We start from the raw sequence: 23,636 nt of genomic DNA on the forward strand, positions 1-23,636 counted from the left end.
CGCCAAGCCGCCTGAGAACGCCCATGCAAAACTTCAACGAAGCCGAACGCGAGCAGCTGTACCGCGCCGCCATCGGCCCCCAGCGGCAGGAATATTACCTGGCGCGTTTTCTGCGATTCGATAGCCAAGGCAAGCCTGGGGCCGGCTGGCATTGGCCCAATCTGTTCATCACCTTCTTCTGGCTGCTGTACCGCAAGCAGTGGCTGCCCGCGCTGATCTACTATCTGCTGCCCGGACTCTTCCTGCTGGCGATAGGCCTGCTGTCCGCGCTGGCGGGCGCCAAGGCCAGCGGCTTCCTTTCCCTGCTGTATCTAGCCTTCATGGCAGGCATGCTGCTGTTGCCGCCGCTCTGCGCAGACGCCTTTTACTACCGGCGCTGCCAAGCCAAGATACGCCTCAGCGCGCAAAAGGCCGGGCCGAATCTGGACGCCCGCCTGGCGTGGCTGGCGAAAAGCGGCGGAGTCAGCCGGATCGCGCCAGCCATCGCCATCGTCATGGCCGGACTGTTTGGCGTGGGCCTGCTTGCCGCAACCTCCATCCCCGCTTATCAGAACTACGCCATCCGCGCCCAGGTTGCCGACGCGCTGAGCGCCAACCAGGGCTATCAGGAAGCGATAGGCCGGTATTACAGCCAGCGCCGCGCCTTGCCCTCAACCCTGGCGGACAGCGGCTACACGGCCGGCGCGCAACCCGAATCCGTGCGCGCGGCAGCATACGACAAGCAAAGCGGCGCGCTTACCCTATCTATGTCGCTGCCGAGAAACAAGATCAACACCCTGGTGCTCGCCCCGGTGCCGGATGCCCAGGGCCGGATCCGCTGGGTTTGCAGCAGCACCCTGCCGGATGCCGCCCTGCCCGACGCCTGCCGCCGGCCAGACGCCGCGCGCTAGCCAAGCGCGTCCCTTTCGGCGCCAAGCCGCCGGAACATAAGCCCGCAAGCGCTGTCCATCTGGATCCCGCGCCGCGAAGGCTGGACCGAAGCCCATCCGCCTCGGCGCTTGCGCGATCGCCAACCCCAGCGCTGACGGCGGCAAAGTCCCGCAGCGCGCGCGGCAACAAGAGGCAACTGATGAATTCACTGGGCAAACGCTGCCTGCCATGGCTGCTGGCCCTGCCCTGCGGCCTGCAGGCAGCCCCCGCCGCTTCGCTGCCGGCGCCCATCCAGGCGCTGGCGCAACAAGGCTACGAGATTCTGGACAGTTTCGAAGCGCCCGGCGGCCTCACCGGCTATGCCGCGCTCTACCTGAGCCGGCCGCAAACCGTCTATCTGACCCCGGACGGCCAACACGCCATCGCCGGCGCCATCACCGACGCGCGCGGCGACAAATGGAACCAGGCCGGGCTGGACCGGCAGTTTGGCGCGGCGATGCTGCGGCAACTGGAAAACAGCGCCTGGATAGCGGACGGCGACGCCAAAGCGCCGCGCGCGGTCTACGTCTTCACCGACCCGAACTGTCCCTATTGCAGCCAGTTCTGGCGCGACGCCCGCCCTTGGGTGGACGCCGGCAAGGTGCAGCTGCGCCACATCCTGGTGGGCATCCTGGAAGCCGACAGCCCCGGCAAGGCGATGGCGCTGCTGGCCGACGCCGACCCGGAGGCGGCGCTCGCGCGCCACGAGCGGCAGCCCGGCGGCGGCATCCAGCCGCTGGCCCGCCCGCCGCGCGCCGCCGCCGACAAACTGGCCGCCAATCACCAATTGATGGAGCGCTTCGGCGCCTTCTCCACCCCCGCCATTTTCTACCTCGACGCAACAGGCGCGCTGCGCAAGGCCCAAGGCGCGCCGTCGCCGGCCAGTCTGGCCAAGATCATGAACGGCGAATAGCCGGCGCGGCGTCAGGACACCTCGCGCAACCGCCCATCGCCCGCCGCGCCCTCGGCCAGCATCCGCTGCGCGCGCGCCGCGGCAAGCTCCGCCCGCGCGAACATCCGCGCCTCATGGCTGCGCAACGCCGCGCGCCAATCGTCGCGCCCCAGCGCGGCGGCCAGGTCGCAAGCGTCCCGCAAGGCCAGGTTCGCGCCATCGCCGGCCGGCGCCATCAAATGGGCGGCATCGCCTATCAGCGTGACGTCGTCGCGCCCCTTCCAGCGATGACCCACCGGCAGCGCATGGATGGGCCACGGCCGCGCCGGCTCGTCTGCCGCCTGGATCAAGCGCCGCAGGCTGCTATCCCAATCAGCGAACGCCGCCAGCAACTCCGCCTTGCTTGCCGGCGCGGCGCGCCGGCCGTCCGCCGCCAGCGCCTGGCGCAAAACCGCGTAGACCCGCACTTGCGCGTTGGCGTTGCGCTGCGCGAACAGCGTCTTGCCGCCGCCCTTGGCCACCAGCGTGCCGCGGCCGACCAAGGCGGACAGCTCGGGATGCGCCGCGTCGATGTCGGAGATGGACAGTTCGTGGTACACCAAGCCTGCGTAGATCGGCTCGGCGCGGGACAATAAGGGCCGCACCCGCGACCAGGCGCCGTCGGCGCCGACCACGAAGTCAAAACGGCGCGCCGCGCCGTTGCCGAAGCGCAGCTCGAAGCCGCCGCCCGGCAGCGCCTCCGCTTCGCGCAAGGCATGGCCCCAACGGACGCAGCCAGCCGGCAACGCATCCAGCAGCATGTCGCGCAGCGATCCCCGGTCCACTTCAGGGCAGTCGCCGCCCTCCGCGCCCTTTTCCATCAACAGACGGCCATCCCGGTCGAACACCCGCATGCCCTGGTCTTCATAGCGGGCGATCCGCAGGAAGGATTCGAACAGGCCGACGCTGCGCAACGCCTGCTGGCCGGTGTCCGGGTGCAGGTCCAACATGCCGCCCTGCGGCCGGCTGGCCGCCGAGGCGTCGCGATCGAACAAGGTGAACGGAATGCCGCGCAGAAGCAAGCCGCGGGCCAGCAACAGGCCGGCGGGCCCCGCGCCGACAATGGCGACGCCAGAAGGAAGCAGCATGACGAATCTCCAGACGATTATTTACATAGGCACCTATGCTTACATATAATAGGCACCTATGCAAATAGCCGAAATCCTCCCATGCTGAAGACCGAATTGCGCACCGTCCCCTCCTGGCTGATCAAGCGTGCTGCGCATGCGCTGACGCGCCATGCAGAGGCGCAACTGCGGCCGCTGGGCCTGGGCATGGCCAGCCTGCCGGTGCTGACGGCGCTGAAAAACGGCGAAGCCGCCACCCAGGCGGAACTGGCCCGCCTGCTGCAGGTGGAGCAGCCATCGATGGCGCAGACGCTGGCCAGGCTGGAGCGCGACCAGCTGATCCTGCGCCGCCCCTCCGCCGCCGGCAAACGCGCGCAAATCGTGGAAGCCACCGCGCTGGGACGGGAACGCCTGGCGCAGGCGATTCCTGCGATGGCGGCCGGCAACGCCAGGGCGCTGGCGGGCTTCAGCCGCGAAGAAGAAGCGGTTCTGGCCAGCTTGCTGCAACGCGTCTGCGCCAATCTGGGCGACGCGCCCTGACGCCGCCCGAACCCTCCGCCCGCATCCGCGCCAAACTGCCAACGTCTGCGGGACAATAGACAAGCGACCGGCCCAAACCGCTCGTTTTCACTCCGTCCGCACGTAGGCTCTCAGCCGGTGGCCATCCGGATCCAGCGCGGTGAAGGTGCGTCCAAAATCCATATCCGTGATGGGTTGCACAATGCGCAGCCCCTGCGCGCGCCAATCGGCGAGGCAAGCGTCCAGCGCGGCGAAATCCTCCAGCCGCACGACCACTTCCCCGCCTCCGCCCATCATCTCGGCGGCAGGCTCCGCCGTGTGGCGCGACCACAAGCCCAGCCGCATGCCGGACGCGAACTTGAACATCGCAAAGGTGGGCGACAGCTGGATCGGCTGCAGATCGAACAGCCGCGAATAGAAATCTGCGCTGCGCATCGGCTGGTCCACGTACAAAATCACGAAGTCGGGGTGTTGCATGGCTGTTCTCCTTGGGTGAGCGCCGAAATCGCTTCGGCATGCAGTCATGCTAAGCCAGCCTGCTGTCAGTTTTTGTCAGTAGCATTCAAGCCATCGACCTTCACCCCGCCCCGCCAAGCTTGCTTCCCCCATTTCAGGCTGGAGATGCTAAGCCCCGACCATGCCAAAGCCGACCATCAAGCGGTATGCCGCAGCGCCAATGCCATCCGCCATGTGTTCGGCCCGCAAAATCACTGGCCACCTACCGATATCAGCTTTGACGAAAACCTGGCCGACCTGCGCCGCTACCTTGCGGAGTTCGAACAGCGCCAGGCCTTTGCCTATTGCCTGCTGACTCCGGACGGCAAACAGTATCTAGGGTGCCTGTATTTGAAACCAATCAAGTCCCGTTTGGAAAACGACTGGCGCAAGCAAAGCTTTCAAGCGCAAGCCTTCTTGTGGTTGAGCCTCGGCGACAATCCCTTGCAAGAAGAGCAGACGCTGGCAACGCTCCAGAACTGGCTGTCCCGGCATTGGCCGCTTGCCTCCATTGCCCGGCCAGGCCGCGCCCCAGACTGAGATGCATGGCTATCCGCCACCCCGATCCAGCACGCCGCAAAGAACGCCTCAGATGCGGATTGAAAGAAACAATCACGCCGCGCTGGACCAGTCTGCCTACCCTTATGTTCACGCTGTCAAATACAACGGCCTGCTGTTCCTGTACGGCTTCGCCGGCCCAGGGACAAGGCATCACCAACAAGCGCGCGCAATCTTCGGACAGATTGGCAGCATCGCCGCAGCCGCCCTATGCGCCCTTTACCATCAAAAATCTCCAGCAGGAGCAAGCGCGCCGCATGCAAGCTGGCGCGCGCAGCCCCCAGCTATTTCAGATACGACTTGAGCACCTGCAGCACCGCGTCCAGATCGCGCTGCCTTTGCGCCTGCTCCGGCTCGTTCACCAGATGCTCGGACAGGTGGCCTTCTATCACCGCCGCCATCAGACCGTTCACCGCGCCGCGAATGGCGGCGATTTGCTGCAGCACCGCGCCGCAATCCTCATCGCCCGCATCCAGCCGCTTTTCCAACGCGGCGGCCTGCCCCTGGATGCGCCGCACCCGCGCCAGCAACTTGGCCTTGTTTCGTATCGTATGCGCCATGCCGTCTCTGCCTGAATCTTGGGGAATATACTGGAGGGTAGCATATTTATACTGGGGGGCAGTATACTGCGCCGCATACACATGCCGAAAGCGCGCCCCATGACCGAATTTTCTTCCCTGCTGCAGCAAGGCAATGCCTGGCTGTTCATCCCCAGCGCCATCCTGCTGGGCGCCCTGCACGGCCTGGAGCCAGGCCATTCCAAAACCATGATGGCCGCCTTCATCGTGGCGGTGCGCGGCACGGTGAAACAGGCCGTGCTGCTGGGCTTGTCGGCTACCCTGTCCCATACCGCCGTGGTGTGGGCCGTGGCGATGGCCGGGCTGTATTTCGGCCGCAACTGGAATATGGAAAAGGCCGGGCCCTATTTCCAGCTGGCTTCGGCGGCGCTGATCGTCGCGGTGGCGGGCTGGATGGTCTGGCGCACCTGGCACAATCTGCGCGCCGAACATCAACATGGGCACCGCCATGCGCACCCGCATGATGAAAGCCGGATCATAGACACTGGCCACGGCACGGTACGATTAGAGATATTCGAAGATGGCGCGCCGCCGCGCTTCCGCTTGCATGACGAAGCCAAGCGCGGCCACGGCTGGCCGGCGGAGCAGGCCTGGGTTGAAACGGAACGGCCGGACGGCAGCCGCCAGCGCTTCGCCTTTGTCCAACGCGACGGCTTTATCGAATCCGAGCAAGCCATCCCCGAACCGCACCAGTTCATGGCCCGGCTCAGCCTGGGCTACGGCCATCACAGCCACGACTACGACGTGGCCTTCGCCGAGCATGGCCATCCGGCGCCGGCCAATGCCGCTGCGCTGGAAGCATTGACAGATGGCTATCAGGACCCGCACGAACTGGCCCACGCCAACGACATTCGCCGCCGCTTCGCCAACAGCGACGTCACCACCGGCCAGATCGTGATGTTCGGCCTGACCGGCGGGCTGATTCCCTGCCCAGCTTCCATCACCGTATTGCTGCTATGCCTGCAGCTGAAGAAAGTGGCGCTGGGCGCGACGCTGGTGCTGTGTTTCGGCATAGGATTGGCGCTGACCATGGTGGCGTCCGGCGTGCTGGCCGCCGTCAGCGTCAAGCACGTGTCCCGGCGCTGGAGCGGATTCGGCGATTTCGCGCGCAAGGCGCCTTATTTCTCCGGCGGCCTGATCGCGCTGGTGGGCCTGTATGTGGGCTGCCATGGCTGGGCGGCTTTGCCCTGAGCCGCTGGAGCGAGCCGCCGCGGCCGCTCCTTGCGCAAAAATGCCGGCCGGGTAAAAATTCATCGGGTGAGAATATTCTTCCTGCGAGCAAGCGCCGCGCGACGGTTGCCCTGGAAGCAAAACAACAAGGAACCCGCATGCTGTTCACCGAAATGCCCGCGCTGGACCACCCCGACGCCATGCTGCGACCGCTGTACCCCGACGACATCCTGGCCTGGCACGACTACCTGATCCTCCCCCAGGTGTACCGACACACCAGCTGGAACGTGCGCTGCTCGTCCGAGCTGGAGCACTATGCCTGGCAGCCGGAGCAGTTCACCGAAGTCAGCGCGCTGCGCTTCGCCATCGCCGACAGCCGCGACGACCACCTGCTCGGCACCGCCGGTTTCCACACCGTGGCGACGGTCAACGCCAGCGCGGAAATCGCCTACGACCTGTCTCCCGCAGCCCAGGGACGCGGCATCGCCCGCGCCGCCTGCGCCAGCCTGCTCGCCTGGGGCCATGGCCATCTTGGCCTGGCGCGCATTCAGGCCACCGTGCTGCCGGAAAACGCGCGCTCCATCCAGGTGCTGGAACGCTGCGGTTTCCAGCGCGAGGGCCTGCTGCGCAGCTACCGCAAGGTGCGCGGACCATCGCGGGACTTCTGGATGTACAGCCACATAGCTGAGGGTGGAAACGCATGATCCGGCAAGCGCAGACCGATCAGGAAATCGCCGGCTGCTTCGCCGTGCTGCGCCAACTGCGGCCGCGCCTGCAAGAAGCGGGCTTTATCGATGCCATGCGCGAACTGATGGCCGAAGGCTACCGGCTAGCCTATCTGCTGGAGGACGGCGAGGTGGCCTGCGTCGCCGGCTACCGGATCAGCCGCAATTTGCTGATGGAAAAAAGCCTGTACGTGGGCGAGCTGTCCACCGCCGAGGCCGCGCGCTCCCGCGGCTGCGGCGCGCGGATGATGGACTGGCTGCGCCAGGCCGCGCGCGCGGAAGGCTGCGTCAGGCTTCACCTCGATTCCGGCATCGACCGCCACCGCGCGCACCGCTTCTATCTGAACCGGGACATGCGCATATCCAGCTACCACTTTTCCGAGGCGCTGCCGCCAGCCGCGCCTTAACTGCTAAGGAGAAAAGCTTGATCCAAAACGCGCAGACCGACCAGGAAATCGCCGACTGTTTCGCCGTGATGCGCCAGTTGCGGCCGCATCTGCAAGAGGACGGCTTCGTCGCCGTCGTGCGCGCGCAGATGGCGGAAGGCTACCGGCTGGCCTATTTGCTGGAAGACGGCGAGGTGGCCTGCGTCGCCGGCTACCGGATCCACCGCAACCTGATGATGGGCAAAAGCCTGTACGTGGACGACCTGTCCACCGATGAATCGGCGCGCTCGCAAGGCTGCGGCGCCAGGATGATGGCGTGGCTGCGCGAGGCCGCGCTGGACGCCGGCTGCGCCGAGATCCATCTGGACTCCCGCGTGCAGCGCCACCGCGCGCACCGCTTCTACCTGAACCGCAATATGGACATCGTCTGCCACCACTTTTCGGAACAGCTGCGGTAAAACGCCCCAAGCGAACGAGACGCAGGCTGCTGACAGAAATTGTCACTGGCGCCGCTTAGATTGGCAGGCCCGCCGCGCACCGCGGCGGGCCTTCTTCATTCACGCCAGACAAGGACAATCCGCATGACGCGCGCCATCACCCTGCTCACAGAGAATTTTTCCGACTGGGAAACCGCCCTGATCAACTCCGCCGGCCGCGGCTACTACGGCTTTGACGTCCGCTTCGCCGCGCCGGGCGGCGCGGCGCTTACGTCTTCCGGCGGCCTGATGGTGACTCCGCACCTGGCGATAGAGTCCATTTCCCTCGACGAGCTGGACCTATTGATCGTCTGCGGCGGCACGCTGTGGCGCACCGGCCAGGCGCCCGACCTCACGCCGCTGCTGACCCAGGCCCGCGCCCGCGGCATCGCGCTGGCCGGCATCTGCGACGGCACCCGCATGCTGGCGCAGGCAGGCGTGCTGAACGGCGTCCGCCATACGTCCAATTCGGCGGAAAACCTGGCGGTGCCGGGTTATGCCGGCGGCGCGCATTACCAGGACGTGCCCTACGCCGTCGCTGACCAGCGCGTCGTCACCGCGTCCGGCACCGCTCCGGTCAGCTTCATGGCAGCCATCCTGGCCACATTGGGCATAGGCGGAGCCGATCTGGACGCCTACATCGCCCAGCACGCCGCCGAACACGCCAGGCCCGCCTAAGCGCCGCCAGGCGGCGTCACACCGCGCCTTCCGCGATGCCATGCAGCTTGCGCCACTCCCGCAGCAAGGCCTGGCGGCGGCGCGGATAGCGCTCGCCCGGGCTGTCGCAGCTGATCATCTTGTCGCAACGGAAGTGGCGAAAATCCTGCCTCAGCTCGCACCAGGCCGCCAGCACCTGCACCTGCTCGAAAAAACCCAGCGCGAACGGCCACACCACTCGCCGGCTTTCCTCGCCCTTGGCGTCACGGTAGCGCAACACCAGCTTGCGCTGCTGGCGGATGGCGTCGCGCAGCCGCGCCATGTCGACGGCGGCGGGCTCGGTCTGCGCCGGCCCCACCAGCAAGGCGGCGTCTTCCAGTTGCGAGCGCAGCTCGGCCGGCAGCACCGCAGCCACCTTGGCCAACGCGTTGCCGGCGGCGTCCGCCAGCCGGGCGTCGACCCGCTTCGCCACCCAGCGCATGCCCAGCACCAGAGCTTCCAGTTCTTCTTCGGCGAACATCAGCGGCGGCAACAAAAAGCCCGGCCGCAGCTGGTAGCCCAGCCCCGGCTCGCCGGCGATGTCAGCGCCCTGCAACTGCAGGCTGGCGATATCGCGGTACACGGTGCGGACGCTGATGCCCAGCTCGGCGGCCAGCGCCGCCGCCGTCACCGGATAGCGATGGCGGCGCAGCAATTGCAGCAGGTCCAGCAGGCGTTCGGCGCGCGCCATCGCTCAAGCCTGCGCCGGATAACCGCCTTCGCCGTCCGGCCACGGCGTCAGCACTTCAAAGCCCTGCGTCGTCACCGCCACCATATGCTCCCACTGCGCCGACCAGGAGCCATCCTGCGTCACCACCGTCCAGCCGTCGTCCAGCTGGCGCGTCGGCGCCTTGCCGGCGTTGATCATCGGCTCGATGGTGAACACCATGCCCGGCCGCAGCCGCAGCCCGGCGCCGCGCCGGCCGTAATGCAGCACCTCGGGCTCCTCGTGATACACCTTGCCGATGCCATGGCCGCAATATTCGCGCACCACGCTGAAGCCGGCCTGCTGGGTGACGGCCTGGATCGCGTGGCCGACATCGCCCAGCGTCGCGCCGGGCCGCACTTCGCGGATGCCGGCCCACATCGCCCGATGGCAGGTATCCACCAGCAACTTCGCCTCCGGCCGCGGCGCGCCGACGAAATACATGCGGCTGCTGTCGCCGTGCCAGCCATCCTTGATCACCGCCACGTCGATATTGACGATGTCACCGTTCTGCAGAATCTGCTTTTCCGACGGAATGCCGTGGCACACCACCTGATTGACCGAGGCGCAGATGGTTTTGGGGTAGCCGTAGTAGCCGATGTTGGCCGGGATGGCGCGCTGCACCTTGACGATGTGCTCGCGGCAGATCGCGTCCAGCTCCTCGGTGCTGACGCCGGGCCGCACGTGCTCGCCTATCATCGCCAGCAGCTCCGCCACCAGCTTGCCCGCTTCGCGCGCCTTCGCCACCTCGGCCGGCGTCTTGATCTTCACCCCGCTCATCGGCCCGCCTCCGCCGCTTGCTGCTGGCGCAGATCCAAGGCCTGACCTTCCCGGCTGGAGCGCAGCAACAGCTGGCAGATTTCGCTGTAGCGCAGGTCGGGATGGATCTCGGCCAGCATGCCGATGCGCAGCCAGTGCTCGGCCTGGGAGTTGATCGAGCGGCTCAACGCCTCGCTGGCGGTGCGCAGATTGTCATGCATCTGCTCCGAAATCTTGACTATGCCCATATCCGTTCCATACACAAATAATATATGAAACGTATAACAAACCGCGGCGGCGCGCAAGCCGCCGTATCGAAAAACCCACAGCCGCCATCCTGCATTTTCCTGCCCTCCCGCCCTTTCCAGCCGACAGATGACAGCTGGCGCGCCATCCGGCTTGCAATTCGATTTGATATTGTACAAAATCAAATCATGGAACAGCCAAAAGACAAGCCGCGCGGCGGCAAGCGCAGCGGCGCCGGGCGCAAGTCCGCCTTCGGCGGCGACAAGACCATCGCCCTGCGCGTGCCGGAGCCCCTGAAGCCCATCCTGCAGCAATGGCTGGACGATTACCGCAGCTGGCGCACCGCCAACAGCGAGGAAGCCAGCAATTTCCGCACGCTGGGGAGCCAGTTGAGCGAGCTGTCGCTGCCGCTGTTCGCCAGCAGCGTGCCGGCCGGCTCGCCGGTGCCGGCCGATGATCTGAAAGAAGCGGACATCGACCTCAACGCCCACTTGGTAAACCGCCCCGGCGATACCTTCATGGTGACGGTGAAGGGCGACTCGATGCAGGGCGCCGGCATCCACGATGGCGACCTGCTGCTGGTGGAGCGCAGCCGCGAGCCGCGCAACGGCAAGGTGGTGGTGGCCGCGCTCAACGGCGAGCTGACGGTCAAAAGACTGGAAAGAAGCGCGAATGGCCTGCGGCTGTTGCCGGAAAACCCGGCCTACCAACCCATCACAGTGCCGGAAGACGCTTCGTTCTTCATCTGGGGCGTGGTCACCCGCGTCATCCACAAGGTGGACTGATCCGAAGGAGAGTCAAATGGGCAAGCCCAGCAATTGCATCAAGATGAAATTCAACGATTGGAAACGGCTGCCGCGCCCCTACCGGGCGATGATAGAAGGCCAGCCGCAAGTGCTGGTGAGCCGGCCCGGCCGCGACTACTTCATGCCGGTGCAGTTTGTCTGAATCCGCGCCGCGGCGGCAGGCTCAATGCTTGCTCAGGCCGAAAAAGTTGCGGATGCGCTCCACCAGTTCGGCGCGGCGCGGCGCCGGGTCGCCGCCGTCCAGCAACTCCTCCGGCATCCGGTTGCGCCGCTCCTCCAGCCGTTCGGCCAGGATGGAAGAGATGGTCTCCGCCAACTCCTTGCGCGACACCAGAATGGCCTGGAACGCATCCTTGTCCAGCCGCAGGCACTCCACATTGGAGCGAGCGATCACGGTGCCCGAGCGCGACTCGCCGGTCATCAGCCCCATCTCGCCGAAAAAGCTGCCCGCCTTGAGCACGTCCACCAGCTTGCGGTTGCCGTCGGCCAGGCTGATCCACACCTCCACCTCGCCGGACAGCATGATGTAAAGCCAGTGCGCCACCGATCCCTGGTGCATGATGATGTCGCCGGTGACGAAGGGGGTGAATTTCAGCTGGTCGGCCAGCACCACCATTTCCTCGTCGTTCAGGCTGGACAGCAGCTCCACCTTGCGCAGCGCCAGCACCCGCTCCTCCAGATGCTTTTTCATCCGCGCTTCCATGTATTTTTCGTTTTCCTTGATGGTCAGCACATTGTAAAACGGCGAGGCCATGCGCAGATTGTGCCGGCGCAGCGCGGCGTCGACATGAGTGCGGACGATGGAGTCGGTCAGGTCGTCCGCCGCCAGATTGGTCAGCCAGTAACGCACCGCGTAACGGCTGTAACCGTTTTCGAAACCCATCAGGATGCAGTTGGGCTCGGGCGACAACGCCACCCCCGGCAGCTGCGCCTCGCGCAGCGAGCTTTCCACCACGGTGATGATCTGGGTGGGCAGCGTGTCCCAGTTGATGTTGAACCACACCCAACGCCGCCACTGCTGGGCGCAGCCATGGCGCTTGCCCAGGATGGCGAAGTGGTTCTTCATCAGCACGCTGTTGGGGATTACCAGGGTTTCCCAGTTGCGGGTTTCCACCGTGGTGGCGCGCCAGTTGATCTCCACCACCCGCCCCACCAGGTCGCCGACCTTGATCCACTCGCCGATTTCCACCGAGTTGTCGAACTGCAGCGATAGGCCGGCCAGGATATTGCCCAGCGTATCCTGCATGGAGAAGGCCAGCACCGCGGTGATCACCGCGGAAGTGGTGACGATGTGGCTAAGGTCCAAGCCCGCCAGCCGCAGCAGCACCAGGCCCCAGCCGATATAGCCGACCGTGACCAGAATGTCTTCGAGGATGCGGGGCGGATGCAGGCGCAGCGCGGGCATGAACAGCCGGAACAACAGCATCGCCCACAAGCGGATCAGCGCCAGCCCCATCACCACCACGGCGCTCTGGCGCACCATCTGCCCCGCGCCCGTCTGGCCGCTGAAGTTGACCACCAGCAACGCCGCCAGCGTGATCAGCATGGTGCGCGACACCCGCTTGCGGCTATCCGGCCGCGCCAGGCAAAGCATAAGGGCGAAAATGGCGGTAGCGGCGACGAAGACCGTAAGCGAGCCGTACCAGACAGGCGGGATCAGCCGCTCCAGCCAGCCGACCGAGGATGTGGATTCCATGCTATCTCCGCCGCTTTTCTGTTTTTATAGATAGCGGATGGCGGCGGGCAAAAAAAATCCCTCCCGTGAAAGGGAGGGCTGCAAGGTATCGGGGAAGTGTAAGATCCGCAGCCAAGGTGGCCGGCAGAAATTACAGCGCCTTGTTTATACCGAAACAAGGCACTTTTTGATCTTAACAACAGATCCCGCTTTGCGGTATGAGTATATCTACTTACCCAATCTTGCCATCAGAATATTGTCTATTTTTTCAGGCTCTTGCTCGCGGCGTATCGCTTCAAACAATTGCTCAGCCTCCGGCCAGGTGCGCTTCAGCAGGCCCAGCCACTGCTTCAGCCTGGCCACCGGATAACGGTTCTCGCCCGACTTGCTCCAGCATTGGCGGAAGAAATCCAGCACCCAGGGCATCATGTCGCCCCAATCCATCGGCGCAGCCGGACCGCCGGCGACAATGCGCGCGGCCAGGTCCGGACACGCCACCAGGCCGCGCCCTATCATCACCGTGTCACAGCCGCTTTCCGCGCGGATGGCGCGGTAATCGTCCAGCGTCCACACTTCGCCATTGGCGATCACCGGGATGGCCACGGTTTCGCGGATGCGGGCGATCCAATCCCAGTGCGCCGGCGGGCGATAGCCTTCCACCTTGGTCCGGCCATGCACCGTCAATTCGCCAGCGCCGGCGCTTTCTATCGCCAGCGCGCACTCCAGCGCGCGGCTCTTGTCTTCGTAGCCCAGCCGCATTTTAGCGGTCACGGGAATAGCCGCCGGCACCGCGCGGCGCACCGCCGCGACGATCTCATGCAGCAATTCGGGCTCGTTCAGCAGCACGGCGCCGCCGCGGTGGCGGTTGACAGTCGGCGCGGGACAGCCGAAATTCAGATCAACGCCGGACGCGCCCAGGCTGGCGGCCTTGGCGCCGTTTTCCGCAAGGCAGGCGGCGTCCGAGCCCAGCAGCTGCACCCGCACCGGCACGCCGGCGCGGGTATTGCCGGCGCGCTCCAGCTCCGGCGCCAGACGCATGAACGTGCGCGTGGGCAGCAAGGCCGAGGTGACCCGCACGAATTCGGTGACGCACATGTCTATGCCGCCGATGCGGGTCAGCACATCGCGCATCACGTCGTCAACCAGTCCCTCCATCGGGGCAAGCACCAGCTTCATTGTCTAACCTGCTGAAAAAGGGCGTTATTGTAACGCAGCCCCGCAAGAACATGACGGAGATTATCGATGGCCACACAACTGAGCATCGCCACCCCTGAATCCGTCGGCAGCTGGCTGCCGCTATTCACCGCCTACCTGGCCTTTTACAAGGTAAGCCAGCCGCCGGAGCAGTGCCTGGATTTCCTCAGCGAACGGCTGCGCCGCCGCCAGGCGGTGGCGTTTGTCGTCGCGACCGACAACCGCCCGCAAGGCTTCGCCCTGATGTATACCGGCTTTTCCTCTTTATCGCTGCAACCCTGCTGGATGCTGCATGATTTATTCGTGGCGCCGGACGCCCGGGGCCAGGGCTTCGGCCGGATGCTGATCCAGCGCTGCCAGCAATACGCCCGCGACCTGGGAGGCGGAGAAATCATGCTGCAGACCGCCCACGACAATCTGGCCGCCCAAAAGCTGTACGAAAACCACGGTTTCGCGCTGGACCGCGATTTTCGCGTGTATGGCTGGAGCAGCCGGCATTCTTGACGCCGCCCATTGGGCGCGGCATGCTCAGCCGCCTTCGCCGTCGCGCCCAGGAGCCTCGCATGCCTGTTCCCGGAATCTACCAGCACTACGGCAACCGCCGGCATTACCAGCTGCTGGGCATCGCCCGGCATTCGGAAACCGGTGAGCCGATGGCCGTGTACCGCGCGCTTTACGGCGACTTCACGCTGTGGACCCGCCCCGCCGGCATGTTCGACGAAACCGTGGACCACGAAGGACGGCAGATGCCGCGCTTTTCGCTGATCCGGGCGCTGTAGCCGCAGCATGCGCATCTACCGCACCGACCAGTTTCCGCTGCCGCTGCCCGCCGGCCATCGCTTTCCGGCAGAAAAATACCGGCTGCTGGCCGAGCAAGTGGCGCAATTCGCGCCGGAACGGCTGGACCCCGCCCCAGCCGCCAGCCGCTATGAATTGCTGCGCGCGCACGACCCAGCCTATGTCGACGCGGTGCTGAACGGCTGCCTGGACGCTCGGCAGCAACGCGAAATCGGCCTGCCATGGTCGATGCAGCTGGCCGAGCGCAGCCGACGCTCGGTGGGCGCCACCATCGCCGCCAGCCGCAGCGCGCTGCAGCAAGGCTGCGGCGTCAACCTGGCCGGCGGCACCCATCACGCCGGCCGCGGACGCGGCAGCGGCTTTTGCGTGTTCAACGACGTCGCCGTCGCCGCGCTGCTGATGCTGAGCGAAGGGCAGATCCGCCGCGCGCTGGTGATAGACCTGGACGTGCATCAGGGCGACGGCACCGCCGCCATCACCGCCACAGAAGACCGCATCTTCACGTTTTCCATGCACGGCGCGCGCAACTTCCCGTTCGACCGCGTCTCCAGCGATCTGGACATCGACCTGCCGGACGGCACCGGCGACGCCGAATACCTGGCCATCCTGGCCGATGCGCTGCCGCGCGTATTCGCCGCCGCCTCGCCCGACCTGGCGTACTACCTGGCCGGCGCGGACCCCTACCGCGGCGATCGCCTGGGCCGGCTGGCCCTCAGCCAGGAAGGGCTGGCGCGGCGCGACCGCCTGGTGATGGAAACCTGCCGCCGCCACGGCGCCGCGCTGGTCGTCGCCATGGCGGGCGGATATGCGGTGCCCATTACGGATACCGTGACAATCCAGACTGAAACCGTCAGACTGGCATGCAGGATCTTCGGCGCCGGGGAGCTGGACGAAACCGTCTCGCCGCGGCGCTGAGCAAGGAGAAATCTATGGAAAAGGCAATTTTGGGCGGCGGCTGCTTCTGGTGCCTGGACGCCGCCTACTCCGGCCTTGACGGCGTGGAGCGCGTGGTGTCCGGCTATTGCGGCGGCCACACCGCCGACCCCGACTACAAACAAGTCTGCTCCGGCCACAGCGGCCACGTGGAAGTGGTTGAAATCCATTTCGACCCCGCGCGCATCGACTACGCCACCCTGCTGCAAGTGTTCTTCGCCGTGCACGACCCCACCACGCTCAACCGCCAGGGCAACGATGTCGGCAGCCAGTACGCGTCGGCCATCTTCTATCTGGACGACGGGCAACGCGCCATCGCCGAACGCACGCTGCAGGAACTGCGCGCCGAACAAGTCTTCGCCGACCCCATCGTCACCCGCGTCGAACCCGCCCAGCGCTTTTATCCGGCCGAGGGCTACCACCAGGGCTACTACGCGCAGAACCAGCAGCAAAACTACTGCCAACTGGTGATTTCTCCCAAACTGGCAAAAATACGCCGCCGATTTGCCGCCCTGATGCGAAACTAGCCGGCGCAAAACCGGACGACGCCGGTATAATGACGCCCGCCCAGCGGCAGCCCATCATACTTGCATCCAATCAAAGCCTGAAGCATGCCAGACGTCGAAGTGCCCCGCCCGTCACCTTTTTGCGCGATCAAAACGCATCTGCAGCTGCTGCTCCGCGCATCGGCGCGCAGCAAATGGCTGGCCGCGCTGTGCTGGCTGCTGGGCTTCGGCCTGCTGCTGGCGCACAATCTGCTGCTGGACCTCCGCCTGCAGCGCCAGGAATTCCAGCAAACCGCCGAGCTGATGCTGCAGAACATCAGCCATCGGCTGCGCAATAGCGAACTGCTGCAAGCGGAGGTCGGCGACATCGTCAGCAGCGCCCACCCCGGCCGCCAGGCCCGCATCCGCTCGCTGGCGCTGGCGGCGGCGCAAAGCCAGCCCCAGCTTTACTACATCGGCTACCAGCCGCTGGTCGACCAAGACGAGCGCGCCGGCTTCGAACGGCAGCAATCGCAGCTGCTGGGCAAGCCTTATGTGATACGCGACTACCTGCACGACCAACACAACAACTGGCGCGACGCCGCCGCCTGGCGCCCGGCGCCGCCGCGGCCGCGCTATCTGCCGCTCAGCATGGCGGAGCCCGGCCTGGGCTCGCGGGACTGGAATGAAATGGGCCTGGACCTGCTCGACGACAGCGTGCTGTCTTCCTCGATCAACCGCGCGCTGGGCCATACCCAAGCTTCGTCCCCCACCCTGCAGCTGAACAATGGCGAACTGGGGCTGGCCTTGTTTCAGGCGGTCTACCGCGCCTCCCCGCCCTCTCCGGTGCCGATGATACGCATAGAGCAGGCGGACGGCGTGATCGTTCAGGTGCTGTACCTGAAGCCGCTGCTAGCGTTACCGCCGCAACTGGAAAACCGGTACACCCTGAAGCTGCAACGCCACGACAGCGGCGCCGACACTGGCGTCGTGACCCTGCTGCGCCAATCCGACGACCAGACCGGCGGCTGGCCCGCCGCCCTGCTGCCCCGGCTCAGCCACCGCGCCAGCCTGTCCGCCGCCGCGCTGCCCTACGATCTGGTGCTGAGCCGGCAGCTGCAGTTCGAACGCGCCTCGCCCGGGGAAATCCTGCTGAGCGCGCTGTTCGCCTTGCTGCCCGCCTACCTGCTGCTGGTGATCCTGGCGCTGCTGGAATACAACCGCCAGGCGCGCGAACAGATACAGGACGACATCTTCCGCGAACGCGAGTACGCCAGCGTCGCCCTGCGCGGCATCGGCGACGCCGTGATCAGCATCGACACCCGACAGATCATCCAGTACCTGAACCCCGCCGCGGAAGCCCTGCTGGGCCTGCCCGCCGCCCAGGTGCTGCAACGGCGGCTGCAACAGGTGGTGCCGCTGCATTACGAGTTTTCGCGCAATCCGGTGCAAGACCCGGTCGACCAGGCCATCGCCAGCCGCCAGGTGGTGTACCTGGCGCAAAACTGCTACCTGAAGCGCCACAACGGCGAAAAGCTGCTGGTGGAAGGCGCGGTGGCGCCGCTGCTGGGCCGCAGCGGCCAACTGATAGGCACGGTGATCACCTTCCGCGACACCGCGCCGATACGCCGCCGCATGCTGGCCGCGCTGGAGGCCAGCGAGACGCGGCTGCGCCAGCACGAAATGGAGCTGGCGCGCGTCGCCCGCATCAACACCATGGGCGAAATGGCTTCCGGCATCGCCCACGAAATCAATCAGCCGCTATCCGCCATCATGAGCTACTGCCAGGCCGGCCTCAGCCTGCTGGACGACGACGAGATCGACATGGCGATGCTGCGCCGCGCCCTCACCTCATCGGTCAGCCAGGCTGACCGCGCCGGCCGCATCATCCACCGGCTGCGCGAATTCGTCACCCGCAAAAACCAGCAACTGGTGCCGGTGCAGTTGAATCAGGCTGTGCACAACGCGCTGTCGCTGCTCGACTACGAACTGCAGGACCACGACATCCACATCGAGCAAAACTTCTCAACCGAGTTGCCGTTGGTATACGCTGACACTATCCAGCTGGAACAAGTGGTGCTGAACTTGGCGCGCAACGCGGTGGAAGCCATGGAACACACCCGCCCCTGGGGACGGCTCAGCCTGACCACCCGCCGACAGGGCGAGAGGGTGCAGCTCATCATCAGCGACAACGGCAGCGGCATCCCCCCAGACAAGCTGGACCGGATTTTCGACCCGTTCTTCAGCACCAAGCCCAACGGCATGGGGCTGGGACTGGCGATTTGCCAAACCGCGGTGGAAGCCTTCGGCGGCAAGCTGATCGCCGGCAACAAACCGGGCTCGGGAGCGGAATTCATCATCGACCTGCCATGCGGCACACGCCGCGTGGCGGCACCATCCGGAGTAGAAGCCTGATGCAAAACACGACACCCACCGTATTCATTGTCGACGACGACCCGGCGGTGCTCGATTCGCTGGCCATGCTCATTACCGCCCAGGGCATGAAAACCGTCACATTTCCCAATGCGATGGAGTTTCTCGACGGCTACCAAGGCAATCAGATCTGCTGCCTGGTGCTGGATATCCGCATGCCGCAGATCACCGGCCTGGCGCTGCAGGAGCAGCTGATAGAGCGCGACATCGCCATTCCCATCGTATTCATCACCGGCCACGGCGACATCGAGCAATGCCGACGCGCCTTCCAGACCGGCGCGATAGACTTCCTCACCAAACCGATCGACCAGGCGCGGCTGATAGACAGCCTGCGCAAGGGCATACGGCTGAGCATCCAGCAGCATCAGAAAGAAGAGGAAACCCAGGAAGTGATGGGCCAGCTGTCGCGCATCAGCGGCCGCGAGCGCGAAGTGCTGGAACTGGTGGCCGACGGCCTGTCCAGCAAGGAAATCGCCCGCGAGCTGGACTTGTCGCCGCGCACCATCGAGGTCCACCGCGCCAACCTGTTCAGCAAGCTGGGCGTGGATTCGCTGGCCGATCTGGTGCGCTTCTACCTGAAGGCGCTGGAAGCCACCGGCAAGAAACGCAGCGAAGACAGTTTTTTCAACGAAGCGCCGCCAAACCAGTAGAATCACCGCATGGAAAGACTGTTCAAACACATCTGCCTGGTGGCCAGACACAGCAAGCCGGGCATCACCGCCTCGCTGCTGCAGCTGGCCGACCACCTGGCCGCGGGCGGCTCCACCGTGCTGATAGACAAGGAAAGCCTCAGCGCGGAGGAAGCCGGCGGCCACGCCCTGATAGACCGCAACGACATGGGCAAGCTGGCCGACCTGTGCATCGTGCTGGGCGGCGACGGCACCATGCTGTCCATCGCCCGCCTGCTTGCGCCCTACCGCGTGCCGCTGGTCGGCATCAACCAGGGCAGGCTGGGTTTCATGACCGACATTCCGCTGCACGAGATGCTGACGTCGATCGACGCCATCCTGCACGGCCAGTTCGTGCCGGAAGACCGCATCCTGCTGCAGGCCTCGGTGGTGCGCGAAGACGCCGAAGTCGCCAGCGCGCTGGCCTTCAACGACGTGGTGTTCAGCCGCGGCGCCGTCGGCTCGATGATCGAGTTCGAAATCTTCATCGACAACCAGTTCGTCTACAGCCAGCGCTCCGACGGCCTGATCGTCTCCACCCCCACCGGCTCCACCGCCTACTCGCTGGCGGCCGGCGGCCCCATCCTGCATCCCACGCTGCAGGCCATCGCGCTGGTGCCGATCTGCCCGCAGTCGCTGTCCAATCGGCCGATTGCGGTCAACGACTCCTGCGAGGTGGAATTCATGCTCACCCGCGGCCTGGACGCGCGCGTGTATTTCGACGGCCAGCTGCACTGCGACCTGATGGAAATGGACCGGGTGCTGATCCGCCGCTACCGCAATCCGCTGCGCATCCTGCATCCGGAAGGCTACAACTACTACGACATGCTGCGCCACAAGCTGCACTGGGGCGAGCGCCTGATGTAACCTGGACCTACCACACACCATGCTCCTCTCGCTGACCGTAAAAGACTTCGTCATCGTCGACAGCATCGCGCTGGACTTCTCCGCCGGCTTCACCGTGCTCACCGGCGAAACCGGCGCCGGCAAGTCCATTCTGCTGGACGCTCTGGGCCTGCTGCTGGGCGATCGGGCCGAAGGCGCGCAAGTGCGCGAAGGCGCCGAGCGCGCCGAAATCACCGCCGAGTTCTCCACCGAACGGCGCCCGGAAATCGACGCCTGGCTGCAAACCAACGAATTGTCCGGCGACGAAGGCGTGCTGCTGCTGCGCCGTCTGATCGACCGCAGCGGCCGCTCCAAGAGCTTCGTCAACGGCCAGGCCGCCACCCTGGCCCAGCTCAAGCAATTGGGCGAATTCCTGGTGGACATCCACGGCCAGCACGCCCATCAGTCGCTGATGAAAAGCGAAACCCAGCGCCAGTTGCTGGACGCCTACGCCGGTTCGGTCGCGCTGGCCCGCGACGTGCACAAAGCCTGGCAGGAATGGCAGGCCGCCCGCCAGGCGCGCAACGACGCCGAGCGGCTGTCGCGCGAATCGGAAGTGGAGCGCGAGCGGCTGACTTGGCAAATCGGCGAACTGTCCGACCTGAATCTGCAGCCGGACGAATGGAACACCCTCAGCCAAAGCCACACCCGGCTGGCCAACTCGGCCGAACTGGTGCAAAGCGCGCAGCTGGCGGTGGACACGCTGTCCGAACAGGACAACAGCTGCCTCACCCAGCTGGCCCAAGTGCAAAGCCGGCTGTCCAAGCTGTCCAGCCTGGACCCGCGCCTGGCCGACACCCTGTCGCTGCTGGACTCGGTGGACGCCGAACTGCGCGAGGTGGTGTACAGCCTGCGCGACTACGCCAGCGACATCGACCAGGACCCCGGCCAGCTGGCCGAAATGGAACGGCGGCTGGAGCTATTGATGAGCGCGGCGCGCAAATACCGCATCCAGCCGGCCGATCTGGGCGACAAGCTGGCCGACTGGCAGCAGCAGCTGGCCGCGCTGGAAGCCAGCGTGGACATCGAAGCGCTGAGCGTGGCCGAAGCCGCCAGCCTGGCGCGCTACCGCGCGCAGGCGGAATCGCTGTCCGGCAAGCGCCGCCAGGCCGCGCGCGAACTGTCCGAGCGCATCGGCAAGGAAATGCAGCGGCTGGCGATGGGCGGCTCTCGCTTCGCCATCGAGCTGTCGGCGCTGGCCGAGCCAGGCGCGCACGGCATGGAATCGATCGAATACCTGGTGGCGGCCAACGCCGGCACCAGCCTGCGTCCGCTGGCCAAGGTGGCCTCGGGCGGCGAGCTATCGCGGATCAGCCTGGCCATGCAGGTCGTCATCAGCCAGGTGGCCAGCGTGCCGACTCTGATCTTCGACGAAGTGGACGTCGGCATCGGCGGCCGCGTGGCGGAGGTGATAGGCCACATGCTGCGCGACCTGGGCCAGCGCTACCAGGTGCTGTGCATCACCCACCTGCCCCAGGTGGCGTCCTGCGGCAAGCATCACTGGCAGGTCAGCAAGCGCGAGCAAAAGGGACAGGTTCTCAGCCGCATCTCGCCGCTGGACGCTGAACAGCGGGTGCTGGAAATCGCCCGCATGCTGGGCGGCGCGGAGCTGACGCAAACCACCCGCGAGCACGCGGCGGAAATGCTGGCCTCAAACGCCGCCGCCCTCTAGGCAAAAGCGGCAAGTCGGGATACAATCCGCAGCTCTTAATGATTCAGGAAAAACGGCAGCCGCTCGGCATGCGAAAGTCCTGACATCAACCACTTCGGGGAGGTTTGGGTGAGTGGTTTAAACCAGCAGTCTTGAAAACTGCCGACGGGCAACCGTCCGTGGGTTCGAATCCCACAGCCTCCGCCAAATAGCAGCAAGAAGCCGTCAGCGGTAGTAAGCGAAACCCTTGAGTTTGCTTGCTATGACTGGCGGCTTTTTCATTTCCGGCAAGCGGCAATCAGCACACATCAATCTGTTTTGACGGTAGCCTTGTTCGTATAAGCTTGCGCCGTGACGGTACGGGATCCCAAAATGCCAAAACTCGTTGCTCCACTTACCACGGCCAGGATTAACCCCGCCAAACCTGGTCTTGCCGTTATCAAGCTGTATGATGGTGGCAGGTTGGCTGTGTGGGTGATCCCCACGGCAAGAAAGCGTGGCGCCTACAGTACTGCCGACCGGCAGACGGCAAGCAAGATACCGTCACAATCGGAAATTACCCGGACGTCTTGCTTGCATCGGCAAGAGAGGCACGAAGCGCTTCGGACTGACTTGACGGCCCAGATCGCTCCCAGCAGACCGATCACAATGTCGCCGGCCAACGCCTTCAGCACAGCATCCGCTACGCCATCTACTCTCGTGGCTAGCTTCACCGCATACACGACGCCCGCCTCATCAAACGCTTGGCGCGCGCCAGCCTTGGCCGCCGCCTCCAGCAGTGCCCGGAAATTCTCCCCCCGGCAGCACGACTTCATCACCCATCCCCTACTCCCCAAAGTAAGCGCGATACTTGCCACTCCGCACGACCGTCACGTTCCTCACATGCGTATTGGGAATATCAGCAAACGATTGCCCATAGCCGGCATGCCGAGCCTCAGACTGCGCGCATCAAGGGCAAAGCCTTGGACGTCTTGCTGTATTTGCATTTATTTATCTTCCTTACAACTGTCACAAGTAACAAGGCATAACAACTGAATTAATGCCAAATTAGTTATGAGTGAATTAACATCACTCATTTCACACTTACTTACCGTTAGGAGTTTCATATGAATTCGCCCGAAATCGTGAAGCAAATCCTGAACGCTGGATCCGCCAGATTGATCGTTACCACAATCTCCAACTACCTACATGACCCGATCTACACCGACAAAGGAACCGGCTCCGCCAAGGATGTCAGCATCTGGCGTCCGGCTCCGACGAATCCCAACCAGTACATCATTGGCGATCATGCTCAGGGAGATCACGGCAAATCAGGGAGTGGGGCAATCCAGGTGGTAGAGGTGGAAAATGACGATGGCTCTGCCCCTTTGCTGGCACTGCCGATAGACTACACTCTGATATGGACCGACAAAGGAAGCGGCGGCAGCAGCGATGGCTCCATCTGGCTGCCGAATGCTCCGGCAGGCTATGTAGCCATTGGCTCGGTAGCGCAGAGCGATTACAGCAAGCCCTACATTCCCAACTACCGCTGCATCCGCAGGGACCTCGTCTCGGAGACCTCCGCAGGAGACCTCATCTGGAATGATGAGAAATCTGGCGCCGAGCTAGATGTTTCCCTTTACGCTATCGCCTCAGCCCCGGGCGCATTCTATGCCAACAAAGGTTATGGCCGGCCTAGCGGCCCCTTCTACTGCATCAAACTCTAACCGGTAGGTGCATGCAAAACGGCAAGCAATATGCTTGCCGTTTTGCCGTAAAACTCACCTAACCAGCATCAAACACCTGCTCAAACGTACACGTCAACGATACTGACCCCGCCACCGGATCAGTTCGCTTCCATGGCTTCTGGCAAGTCACCTTGACCATGTTGCCATCCGCGCCGGCAAA

29 protein-coding genes and 1 tRNA gene are annotated in these 23,636 nt (G+C 64.8%); 22 read left to right on the plus strand and 8 right to left on the minus strand.

What is annotated here, in order from left to right:
- Positions 1–23: 23 nt before the first annotated feature.
- Both U6115_RS13675 and dsbG read left to right on the plus strand, forming a co-directional pair.
- Positions 24–890 carry a pilin gene (locus U6115_RS13675; protein ID WP_043577405.1) on the plus strand — a complete coding sequence of 289 codons (867 nt, stop codon included), beginning with the start codon at positions 24–26 and terminating at the stop codon, positions 888–890.
- 179 nt (positions 891–1,069) lie between these two features.
- Positions 1,070–1,822, plus strand: coding sequence for a thiol:disulfide interchange protein DsbG (dsbG, locus tag U6115_RS13680; protein ID WP_043577406.1), 753 nt, complete (start codon positions 1,070–1,072; stop codon positions 1,820–1,822).
- A gap of 11 nt (positions 1,823–1,833) precedes the next feature.
- Here the strand turns inward: dsbG and U6115_RS13685 are convergent, their stop codons facing one another.
- Entirely contained in the window at positions 1,834–2,928 is a 1,095-nt protein-coding gene (locus U6115_RS13685) for an FAD-dependent oxidoreductase (protein ID WP_043577408.1), read from the minus strand.
- An 81-nt stretch (positions 2,929–3,009) separates the two neighbouring features.
- Between U6115_RS13685 and U6115_RS13690 the strand changes: the two genes are divergently transcribed.
- Positions 3,010–3,447, plus strand: a complete 438-nt coding sequence (locus tag U6115_RS13690; RefSeq protein WP_043577410.1) for a MarR family winged helix-turn-helix transcriptional regulator — start codon at positions 3,010–3,012, stop codon at positions 3,445–3,447.
- 87 nt (positions 3,448–3,534) lie between these two features.
- Here U6115_RS13690 and U6115_RS13695 read toward each other — a convergent pair whose 3' ends face one another.
- Positions 3,535–3,903, minus strand: coding sequence for a VOC family protein (locus tag U6115_RS13695; RefSeq protein WP_043577413.1), 369 nt, complete (start codon positions 3,901–3,903; stop codon positions 3,535–3,537).
- Positions 3,904–4,047: 144 nt separating this feature from the next.
- Between U6115_RS13695 and U6115_RS13700 the strand changes: the two genes are divergently transcribed.
- Complete coding sequence (locus U6115_RS13700) at positions 4,048–4,461, plus strand: hypothetical protein (protein WP_043577416.1); 414 nt, start codon at positions 4,048–4,050, stop codon at positions 4,459–4,461.
- A gap of 302 nt (positions 4,462–4,763) precedes the next feature.
- Here the strand turns inward: U6115_RS13700 and U6115_RS13705 are convergent, their stop codons facing one another.
- The gene (locus tag U6115_RS13705) at positions 4,764–5,039 is read right to left on the minus strand and encodes a metal/formaldehyde-sensitive transcriptional repressor (protein WP_043577418.1); all 276 of its coding nucleotides are present in this window, start codon (positions 5,037–5,039) and stop codon (positions 4,764–4,766) included.
- 99 nt (positions 5,040–5,138) lie between these two features.
- Between U6115_RS13705 and U6115_RS13710 the strand changes: the two genes are divergently transcribed.
- From U6115_RS13710 to U6115_RS13730, 5 genes are all read left to right on the plus strand, one after another.
- Positions 5,139–6,248 carry a nickel/cobalt efflux protein RcnA gene (locus U6115_RS13710; protein ID WP_043577420.1) on the plus strand — a complete coding sequence of 370 codons (1,110 nt, stop codon included), beginning with the start codon at positions 5,139–5,141 and terminating at the stop codon, positions 6,246–6,248.
- Between the two features lie 137 nt (positions 6,249–6,385).
- Positions 6,386–6,931: a GNAT family N-acetyltransferase gene (locus tag U6115_RS13715; RefSeq protein WP_047238607.1), complete on the plus strand. Its 546-nt coding sequence runs from the start codon at positions 6,386–6,388 to the stop codon at positions 6,929–6,931.
- Entirely contained in the window at positions 6,928–7,359 is a 432-nt protein-coding gene (locus tag U6115_RS13720; RefSeq protein WP_043577422.1) for a GNAT family N-acetyltransferase, read from the plus strand. Before U6115_RS13715 ends, U6115_RS13720 begins: the two co-directional genes overlap by 4 nt.
- Before the next feature lie 17 nt (positions 7,360–7,376).
- Entirely contained in the window at positions 7,377–7,796 is a 420-nt protein-coding gene (locus tag U6115_RS13725; RefSeq protein WP_043577427.1) for a GNAT family N-acetyltransferase, read from the plus strand.
- Positions 7,797–7,919: 123 nt separating this feature from the next.
- The gene (locus tag U6115_RS13730; RefSeq protein WP_043577429.1) at positions 7,920–8,492 is read left to right on the plus strand and encodes a type 1 glutamine amidotransferase family protein; all 573 of its coding nucleotides are present in this window, start codon (positions 7,920–7,922) and stop codon (positions 8,490–8,492) included.
- A 16-nt stretch (positions 8,493–8,508) separates the two neighbouring features.
- Here the strand turns inward: U6115_RS13730 and U6115_RS13735 are convergent, their stop codons facing one another.
- Genes U6115_RS13735 through U6115_RS13745 form a run of 3 tightly spaced genes read right to left on the minus strand, consistent with a single transcriptional unit; the run spans position 8,509 to position 10,223 of the window.
- Positions 8,509–9,201: a helix-turn-helix transcriptional regulator gene (locus tag U6115_RS13735; RefSeq protein WP_043577430.1), complete on the minus strand. Its 693-nt coding sequence runs from the start codon at positions 9,199–9,201 to the stop codon at positions 8,509–8,511.
- A gap of 3 nt (positions 9,202–9,204) precedes the next feature.
- Positions 9,205–9,996 carry a type I methionyl aminopeptidase gene (map, locus tag U6115_RS13740; RefSeq protein ID WP_043577431.1) on the minus strand — a complete coding sequence of 264 codons (792 nt, stop codon included), beginning with the start codon at positions 9,994–9,996 and terminating at the stop codon, positions 9,205–9,207.
- Positions 9,993–10,223, minus strand: coding sequence for a ParD-like family protein (locus U6115_RS13745; RefSeq protein WP_043577432.1), 231 nt, complete (start codon positions 10,221–10,223; stop codon positions 9,993–9,995). Before U6115_RS13745 ends, map begins: the two co-directional genes overlap by 4 nt.
- 186 nt (positions 10,224–10,409) lie before the next feature.
- On the opposite strand from U6115_RS13745, the gene U6115_RS13750 reads away from it, so the two are divergent.
- Together U6115_RS13750 and U6115_RS13755 are read left to right on the plus strand one after the other, a co-directional pair.
- On the plus strand, positions 10,410–11,006 hold the full coding sequence (locus U6115_RS13750) for a LexA family protein (RefSeq protein WP_043577433.1): 597 nt from the start codon (positions 10,410–10,412) through the stop codon (positions 11,004–11,006).
- Between the two features lie 16 nt (positions 11,007–11,022).
- Positions 11,023–11,169, plus strand: a complete 147-nt coding sequence (locus U6115_RS13755; RefSeq protein ID WP_167595293.1) for a hypothetical protein — start codon at positions 11,023–11,025, stop codon at positions 11,167–11,169.
- 21 nt (positions 11,170–11,190) lie between these two features.
- On the opposite strand, the gene U6115_RS13760 is transcribed toward U6115_RS13755, so the two are convergent.
- On the minus strand, positions 11,191–12,723 hold the full coding sequence (locus U6115_RS13760) for a mechanosensitive ion channel family protein (RefSeq protein WP_047237683.1): 1,533 nt from the start codon (positions 12,721–12,723) through the stop codon (positions 11,191–11,193).
- A gap of 207 nt (positions 12,724–12,930) precedes the next feature.
- A complete protein-coding gene (locus U6115_RS13765) occupies positions 12,931–13,878 on the minus strand; it encodes a tRNA dihydrouridine synthase (protein WP_043577434.1) in 948 nt (315 codons plus the stop codon).
- A 66-nt stretch (positions 13,879–13,944) separates the two neighbouring features.
- Here U6115_RS13765 and U6115_RS13770 point away from each other — a divergent pair, with 66 nt between their 5' ends.
- From U6115_RS13770 to U6115_RS13815, 11 genes are all read left to right on the plus strand, one after another.
- The gene (locus U6115_RS13770; protein ID WP_052258156.1) at positions 13,945–14,400 is read left to right on the plus strand and encodes a GNAT family N-acetyltransferase; all 456 of its coding nucleotides are present in this window, start codon (positions 13,945–13,947) and stop codon (positions 14,398–14,400) included.
- 59 nt (positions 14,401–14,459) lie between these two features.
- A complete protein-coding gene (locus U6115_RS13775; protein WP_043577436.1) occupies positions 14,460–14,675 on the plus strand; it encodes a DUF1653 domain-containing protein in 216 nt (71 codons plus the stop codon).
- Positions 14,676–14,682: 7 nt separating this feature from the next.
- Complete coding sequence (locus U6115_RS13780; protein ID WP_043577437.1) at positions 14,683–15,609, plus strand: histone deacetylase family protein; 927 nt, start codon at positions 14,683–14,685, stop codon at positions 15,607–15,609.
- A 14-nt stretch (positions 15,610–15,623) separates the two neighbouring features.
- Entirely contained in the window at positions 15,624–16,154 is a 531-nt protein-coding gene (gene msrA / locus U6115_RS13785; RefSeq protein ID WP_043577438.1) for a peptide-methionine (S)-S-oxide reductase MsrA, read from the plus strand.
- Between the two features lie 84 nt (positions 16,155–16,238).
- Positions 16,239–18,527, plus strand: coding sequence for an ATP-binding protein (locus U6115_RS13790; protein ID WP_052258158.1), 2,289 nt, complete (start codon positions 16,239–16,241; stop codon positions 18,525–18,527).
- A complete protein-coding gene (locus tag U6115_RS13795; protein WP_043577439.1) occupies positions 18,527–19,195 on the plus strand; it encodes a response regulator transcription factor in 669 nt (222 codons plus the stop codon). Before U6115_RS13790 ends, U6115_RS13795 begins: the two co-directional genes overlap by 1 nt.
- A gap of 9 nt (positions 19,196–19,204) precedes the next feature.
- Positions 19,205–20,080: an NAD kinase gene (locus U6115_RS13800; protein WP_043577443.1), complete on the plus strand. Its 876-nt coding sequence runs from the start codon at positions 19,205–19,207 to the stop codon at positions 20,078–20,080.
- 19 nt (positions 20,081–20,099) lie between these two features.
- On the plus strand, positions 20,100–21,770 hold the full coding sequence (gene recN / locus U6115_RS13805; RefSeq protein WP_043577446.1) for a DNA repair protein RecN: 1,671 nt from the start codon (positions 20,100–20,102) through the stop codon (positions 21,768–21,770).
- A gap of 98 nt (positions 21,771–21,868) precedes the next feature.
- Positions 21,869–21,956 (plus strand) — tRNA-Ser (locus U6115_RS13810).
- 263 nt (positions 21,957–22,219) lie between these two features.
- On the plus strand, positions 22,220–22,360 hold the full coding sequence (locus U6115_RS22805) for an Arm DNA-binding domain-containing protein (protein WP_219945936.1): 141 nt from the start codon (positions 22,220–22,222) through the stop codon (positions 22,358–22,360).
- Between the two features lie 495 nt (positions 22,361–22,855).
- Positions 22,856–23,455, plus strand: coding sequence for a Vps62-related protein (locus tag U6115_RS13815; protein ID WP_043577449.1), 600 nt, complete (start codon positions 22,856–22,858; stop codon positions 23,453–23,455).
- The last annotated feature ends 181 nt before the right edge of the window (positions 23,456–23,636 follow it).

Source organism: Chromobacterium subtsugae (assembly GCF_035919665.1).
Lineage (GTDB): Bacteria > Pseudomonadota > Gammaproteobacteria > Burkholderiales > Chromobacteriaceae > Chromobacterium > Chromobacterium subtsugae.